This is a genomic window from uncultured Clostridium sp., from assembly GCF_937920395.1.
Taxonomy (GTDB): domain Bacteria; phylum Bacillota; class Clostridia; order Clostridiales; family Clostridiaceae; genus Clostridium_AD.
Genome location: NZ_CALEVF010000097.1, coordinates 1 through 6,259, shown reverse-complemented (window position 1 = coordinate 6,259; position 6,259 = coordinate 1). Strand labels below are relative to the sequence as shown.

General features: G+C 30.9%; 5 protein-coding genes and 1 tRNA gene. 5 read left to right on the top strand and 1 reads right to left on the bottom strand.

Annotation, left to right across the window (positions count from 1 at the left end; all coding sequences use genetic code 11):
* The first annotated feature begins 188 nt into the window (after positions 1-188).
* From amrA to nadE, 3 genes are all read left to right on the top strand, one after another.
* The gene (gene amrA, locus Q0649_RS08925) at positions 189-1,589 is read left to right on the top strand and encodes an AmmeMemoRadiSam system protein A (RefSeq protein WP_298840458.1); all 1,401 of its coding nucleotides are present in this window, start codon (positions 189-191) and stop codon (positions 1,587-1,589) included.
* A gap of 11 nt (positions 1,590-1,600) precedes the next feature.
* The gene (gene amrS, locus Q0649_RS08920) at positions 1,601-2,587 is read left to right on the top strand and encodes an AmmeMemoRadiSam system radical SAM enzyme (protein WP_298840453.1); all 987 of its coding nucleotides are present in this window, start codon (positions 1,601-1,603) and stop codon (positions 2,585-2,587) included.
* Positions 2,588-2,708: 121 nt separating this feature from the next.
* Positions 2,709-3,512: an NAD(+) synthase gene (gene nadE / locus Q0649_RS08915; RefSeq protein WP_298840450.1), complete on the top strand. Its 804-nt coding sequence runs from the start codon at positions 2,709-2,711 to the stop codon at positions 3,510-3,512.
* Between the two features lie 64 nt (positions 3,513-3,576).
* On the opposite strand, the gene Q0649_RS08910 is transcribed toward nadE, so the two are convergent.
* Entirely contained in the window at positions 3,577-5,220 is a 1,644-nt protein-coding gene (locus Q0649_RS08910) for a methyltransferase (RefSeq protein ID WP_298840446.1), read from the bottom strand.
* A gap of 165 nt (positions 5,221-5,385) precedes the next feature.
* Here Q0649_RS08910 and Q0649_RS08905 point away from each other — a divergent pair, with 165 nt between their 5' ends.
* The gene (locus Q0649_RS08905; protein ID WP_298840443.1) at positions 5,386-5,946 is read left to right on the top strand and encodes a nitroreductase family protein; all 561 of its coding nucleotides are present in this window, start codon (positions 5,386-5,388) and stop codon (positions 5,944-5,946) included.
* A gap of 111 nt (positions 5,947-6,057) precedes the next feature.
* Positions 6,058-6,134, top strand: a tRNA-Lys gene (locus tag Q0649_RS08900).
* Positions 6,135-6,259 lie beyond the last annotated feature (125 nt).

Here is a 6,259-nt window from a genome sequence, read left to right as displayed (position 1 = left end):
AAAAAAAGAGCCATCTCGCAATAGAAATTACTTTCTATTTTGAGACGGCCCCTTTTATGTTATCCATTAATTTAATTTGAATTAATGATTAATAGTTAAATTAATAATTAATTATTAAAAAATTTATGGATATGAATTTAAAGTAGTGGGCAAAATATATTTATTAGTAAATATGAGAGGTGACGATAATGGGTAAAATAGTAGCTTATGTTGCAATGCCACATCCCCCTATATTAATTCCAGAGGTGGGACATGGGGAAGAAAGGAAGATAAAAAGCACATATGATGCATGTGAGAGAATTGGGCGTGAAATAGCTGATTTAAAACCAGAGGTAATAATAATGGTTACACCACATGGTACTATGTTTTCTGATGCTATAGCAGTCTCTTTTGAACCATTTATAGCAGGAAGTTTAAAGCAATTTGGAGCTCAAGAAGTTTCTATGAGTTTTGAGATAGATATGGACCTTACACAAGAAATCATGGTTAGGGCAGAAAAAATCAATATACCAATTGTAAGGGCAACAAATAGTACCCTTAAACAATATGGTAGGGAATATGAACTAGATCATGGATGTATAGTTCCACTATATTTTGTTTTTAATAAATACAAACTTTTTAAGTTTGTGCACATTACATATGGTGGCATTAATCCTATTGAGTTATATAAATTTGGTAAATTAATAGAAGAGGCTGTACAAAAAAGTAATAAAAATGTTGTGTTTATAGCAAGTGGTGATCTTTCTCATCATCTTAAAGATGAAGGCCCATATGAATACAATCCATATGGAGAAAAATTTGATAAGAGGATAATAAGATTACTAAAAAATGGTGATGTAGCTTCCATATTTAATATGGATGCTGAAATGATACAAAAGGCTGGAGAATGTGGCTTGAGATCTTATTATATAATGCTTGGAGCAATGGATGGTTATGATATAGTGGGAGAACTTCTTTCTTATGAAGGTACATTTGGAGTCGGGTATGCGGTAATGGAATTTAAACTTAAAAAAGGAGACAGAGATATATTATCAGAAATAACTAAAGAAAAAGAAAAAAAATATAATATGAGACTAAAGAATGAGGATGTTTATGTACGTCTTGCGAGGGAAAGTCTTACCTATTATTTAGCAAAGGGCAATTATATGGATGTACCAGGTTATGTAACTTGTGAAATGATAAATAACAAAAGAGGAGTTTTTGTATCTCTCAAAAAGTTCGGAGTATTAAGAGGGTGCATAGGCACCATTTTTCCAACATCAGAAAATATTGCAGAAGAAATAATGCAAAATGCGGTTTCAGCAGGAGAAGGCGACCCACGGTTTAATAACGTAATTTTAGAAGAACTTAATGATATTGTATTTTCAGTAGATATTTTAACAAAGCCTATAAAAACTTCAAAAGAAGAACTAAATCCTAAGAAGTATGGAGTAATTGTTAGAAGTGGTCAAAATAGTGGATTATTATTGCCAGATCTTGAGGGCATTGACACAATAGATAAACAAATAAACATTGTGCTTAATAAAGCTGGTATCTTAATAAATGATGATTATTCTATAGAGAAGTTTGAGGTTATTCGGCATATCTAGGAGATGAAAATATGGAAAAAGAAGCTTTGTTTTATGAGAAAATAGGAGGTGATGTAAATTGTAAACTTTGCCCTCATAACTGTTTTATTGTCGATGGTGAATTTGGAAAATGTAATGTGCGGGTAAATCACGAGGGAATTCTTTACACAACAAATTACGGAGAAATTACTTCTATGGCTCAAGATCCAATAGAAAAAAAGCCATTGTATCACTTTAAACCTGGTAGCAATATATTATCAGTTGGGAGTTTTGGATGCAATTTTAGTTGCGGATTTTGTCAAAACCATATAATATCGCAAGGTAGACCAAGAAGTGAATATTTATCTCCAGAAAAATTAGTGGAAGTTTACGAAGACCTAGAAGATAATATTGGAGTAGCATTTACATACAATGAACCTTCCATTTGGTATGAATATGTGTACCAGTCATCAAAGCTGTTAAAAGAGAAAATTAAAGATATAAGTATAGTATTAGTAACAAATGGATATATAAATGAAGAGCCTATAAAGAAACTACTTCCTTATGTGGATGCTATGAATATAGATTTAAAATCATTTAATAATGAGTACTATAGTGGGACGTGTGGAGGCAGTCTTTTACCAGTACTAAGTACTATAAGGACGGCATCAAAAGAGTGCCATGTAGAAGTAACTACACTACTTGTAAATGGTGAAAATGATTCTAGCCTTGAGGTCGAAAAAATTGCAAGGTTTATAGCTTCATTAAATAGAGATATTCCACTTCATCTATCAAGATGCTTTCCGAGTTATAAAATGGAAAACCCTGCTACAAATATTGAGGTAATAAATGAAGATAGAAAGATAGCAGAGCAATATCTCAATTATGTATATATGGGTAATGTCGCGAGTATTGATAACTCAACATACTGTCCAAAGTGTGGATATAAAATTATCGAAAGGGATGGATACCATATTAATGTTAATACTTGCAATGATTTATGTCCAAAGTGTGGTTGTAAAATAAATGTTGTATTCTAAGTTCATTTTATAAAGATTATTATAGGTTACATCATCATAATAATTAATAGTGTTAATGTTTTAACGTTATATATATAATGTGTGTTATAATAAGTATAAAATAAGTGTAAGGGGGAACGAAATGAATAAAACTAAACAAACCGAGATAACGAATGAATTTGGTATACCTTGTCCTCTTGAAGATGAGTCGGATGAAAAATATGCATATAGAATGATAGAGGAAATTTGTGATTTCTTAAAAAAATATGCGCAGATTGCTGGTAAAAAAGGTTACGTATGTAACCTAACAGGTGGAGTAGACAGTTTTGTTACTAGTATGCTTATTAAAAAATCAGGACTTGAGCTAATCAATTTATCTCTTCCTTTTGGAATTAATCCGGATATAGCAGAATTAGAAATTGAGAAGCGTACCATACAACCTGATGTATTTAGAACATATGATATAACAGGACCTGTAAATGAATCTCTTGATCTTCTCCATAATTTACCTTCTTCAAAAGTAGATATAGGAAATACAAAATCTAGAATAAGAATGACAGTTACATATAGAATAGCTGAAGTTTATGATGTTTTAGTTGCAGGCTACTCAAATGTTGCTGAATTAACTCTAGGAATGGTAACTAAGTTTGGTGATGATGCTGCAGATGTAAAACCGCTTGCTGGGATAACAAAAGGTATAATTTATGAAATGGCTAAAATATTTAATGCTCCTAAATCTATAATTGATAAGGTATCTACAAGTGGTATGTGGGATAATAAATCAAATTTAGAAGAAGTAACAGAATTAAATCATCAAGTTTGTATGTATTTAAGAGGCGAAGATATCTCTGACGAATATGAGGCACAGATATTGAAGTTATACAATGTATCTAAACATAAAAGGCATTTACCAGTTTCAACAAAAGATACTTGGTGGGAAGAATAAACTAAAAAAAACAAATGTACCTGTATGTAGGTGCATTTGTTTTTTTATACACAATTTTAATTTGTTATTTTACTCGTAGAACAAATACATGAGGTGTAAGTCTTCCACTTTCAATTTTTATTTCTTTAAGTAATTCAAGGTGATCACTATCTAGTAGATTTTCTCTGAATAATTCTTTTTCTATTGTGTACACAAATGCCATTCCGTTTGGTTTTACTAGCCTTGGAATTTTAGTTATAAATGCACTATATAGGTCTGCATACTTGTTATGAGTGGTAGATTTATTATCAAAAGGCATATTTGTTATAATCTCATCGTATAGAGTATAAGGAACAAATTCTATTGTATCATCAGCTATAAGCTCTATGTCTACATTAGCTAGTTTAGAATTTATTGTTGCAGCGGTTATAGCGGTTCTAAATATATCAATTCCTGTTAAAGACTCGGATTGCTCAAATTTAGATCTTTCTATAAGCATTGTTCCTGCACCACACAATGGATCTATAACTTTAGCACTAGGTTCTAGCCATTGCTCTATAGATTTTATTACGATAGCGGCAGTTACTGGATTTATAGATGTAGCTAGGTCGTTCTTTCTATAGTCGAATCTATCATCTTTAAAGGAATATAGCTTAATATATATATTACAAAGATTATCTTTTTCAAGTATTCGAATTTCAACTTCATATGAGGATGGGCTATTTCTTAAATTCCCAGAGGAAATTTCGTCTAACTCTCTAGATAAATTTTTTACAAAGTCGGATCTATCTCTATTGGAGTCCATAGTTTTAAATTCAATTCTGTACCCAAAAGGTGTATTCGATTCATTATCGTGACACCCATTTAAAAAGCCTACAATGTCTGCATTTATAATTTCAGATGCAATTATCTTATAATCAAACTCCACGTCAGAGCAATCACCTAAAGGATATAAAAGTTCATAAAAAGTCCTACAGGTATAAATTTTGTCTAAATTGTTCTCACAGATAAGTATGCCATCATTAACAAGTCTACCTTCAATTGATTTTTCATCAAGTTCAGCTAAAGTAAGCTGATATTGATAATTCATAATTGTGAGTAACATTGGTACAGGTGCATCGAATCCTTTAAATTCGTGGCGATCAGTTGGAGATAATTTATCTATTGCTCTTGTAAGTGCTAGTTTTTCTTCATTAATATGTTTATTGGTTGTAATTAACGAGTCATTATCTTTTGAAGCTTTTTCATTCTGAACTACTTCTTCAAACATTTTCTTTAGCTTTTCGCCATCAATAGCGCTACCGCAGTTACCTATTGCTAGCACATATGAATATCTCACAAATAGTTTTTCTTCGGCGTTATAGGCGTTATATAAGCCTTCTAAATATGCAGGGTCTCCTAGTTCACCTATGACACCACATACATTTTTTCGAACCTTTGGATCGGGATTAGAAAGAAGAGTAATAAGCTTTTCCTTTGAGTTGCCGATAGTTCTTTTAAACATTCCCTTTGGCTTTTCCTTTTTTAAAATATCTCTCATAACAGAGAGTAATGTCCTTGGGTCATCCTCGGTTGTTATTTTTGACCATAACACTGGAATAGCATTATTATAATCCAGGGATAGTTTGTTTATTATAGCGGATCTTTGTTTATCATCTGAAGTTTTTAAATTTTCTATTAAATGTGTAATTTTATTGTTTATTTCTAACTTATCATTTATATCTATCATTATGTGTCACCTCTTATGTTTAAATTTAATAACTATAATTATAGCATAGATTTAATTTTTTTAACAAGAAATGAGTGATTCTGTGCGTTTAATGGAGAAAATGTGATATAGTATTATTTTAGTGACTATAGCTTAAAAAAATAAATACACTTAGGAGGAGTTATTATGAATGAAACTTTGAAAAATATAAGAAATAGAAGAAGTACAAGAGCATTTTTACCAGAACAAATTAATGGTGCACATTTAACGGAGATAATAGATGCAGGCATTTATGCACCTAGTGCTAATAATCAGCAACCATGGCATTTTACTGTAATACAAAGAAAAGACATTATTGATAGATTAAGTGATGCTTTTAAAGAAATTGCAAAAGACTCCGATAATGAATATATTAGAAGATTTGCTGATAATGAAAAGTTCCATGTATTTTATAATGCACCAACGGTAGTATTAGTATCGGGGAATATAAATAGTAGTTCAGCTTCAGTTGATTGTGGCGTTGCTACCGAGAATATGCTAATAGCTGCAGAATCGCTAGAAATTGGTTCATGTTGGGTTGGTCTTATTGCTATTCTATTAAATAGTGAAAAAGGTAAAGAGTTCATTAAAGAACTAGAAATTCCAGAAGGATTTAAACAAATACATTCATTTTGCCTAGGATATAAAAAAATAGAAGTAACTAATGCACCAAAAAGAAGAGAAAATAATGTAAACTATATAAAATAATAGTATAATTTGTTAAATAAAACTAGTAGATGCACATTTATCTATTAGTTTTATAAAAAAAGTATTTACAAACACATAAAAATAATATATACTAAAGAAGTTGTCTAACATGCTTCATTAGCTCAGCTGGTTAGAGCACCTGACTCTTAATCAGGGGGTCCAGGGTTCAATTCCCTGATGGAGCACCATAATAAATGCAGATATCTCAAGCGTTGAGGTACCTGCTTTTTTCTATTTTAAATATCTATAATAACGTTAATGAAAATGGAGGATAACTAATGAAAAAGAATATTTATATGATAGGTATTTGTAT

Coding starts and splice junctions, on each gene's coding strand:
- Q0649_RS08905 (WP_298840443.1), top strand. CDS start 5,386: ATGAATGAAACTTTGAAAAATATAAGAAATAGAAGAAGTACAAGAGCA.
- amrA (WP_298840458.1), top strand. CDS start 189: ATGGGTAAAATAGTAGCTTATGTTGCAATGCCACATCCCCCTATATTA.
- amrS (WP_298840453.1), top strand. CDS start 1,601: ATGGAAAAAGAAGCTTTGTTTTATGAGAAAATAGGAGGTGATGTAAAT.
- Q0649_RS08910 (WP_298840446.1), bottom strand. CDS start 5,220: ATGATAGATATAAATGATAAGTTAGAAATAAACAATAAAATTACACAT.
- nadE (WP_298840450.1), top strand. CDS start 2,709: ATGAATAAAACTAAACAAACCGAGATAACGAATGAATTTGGTATACCT.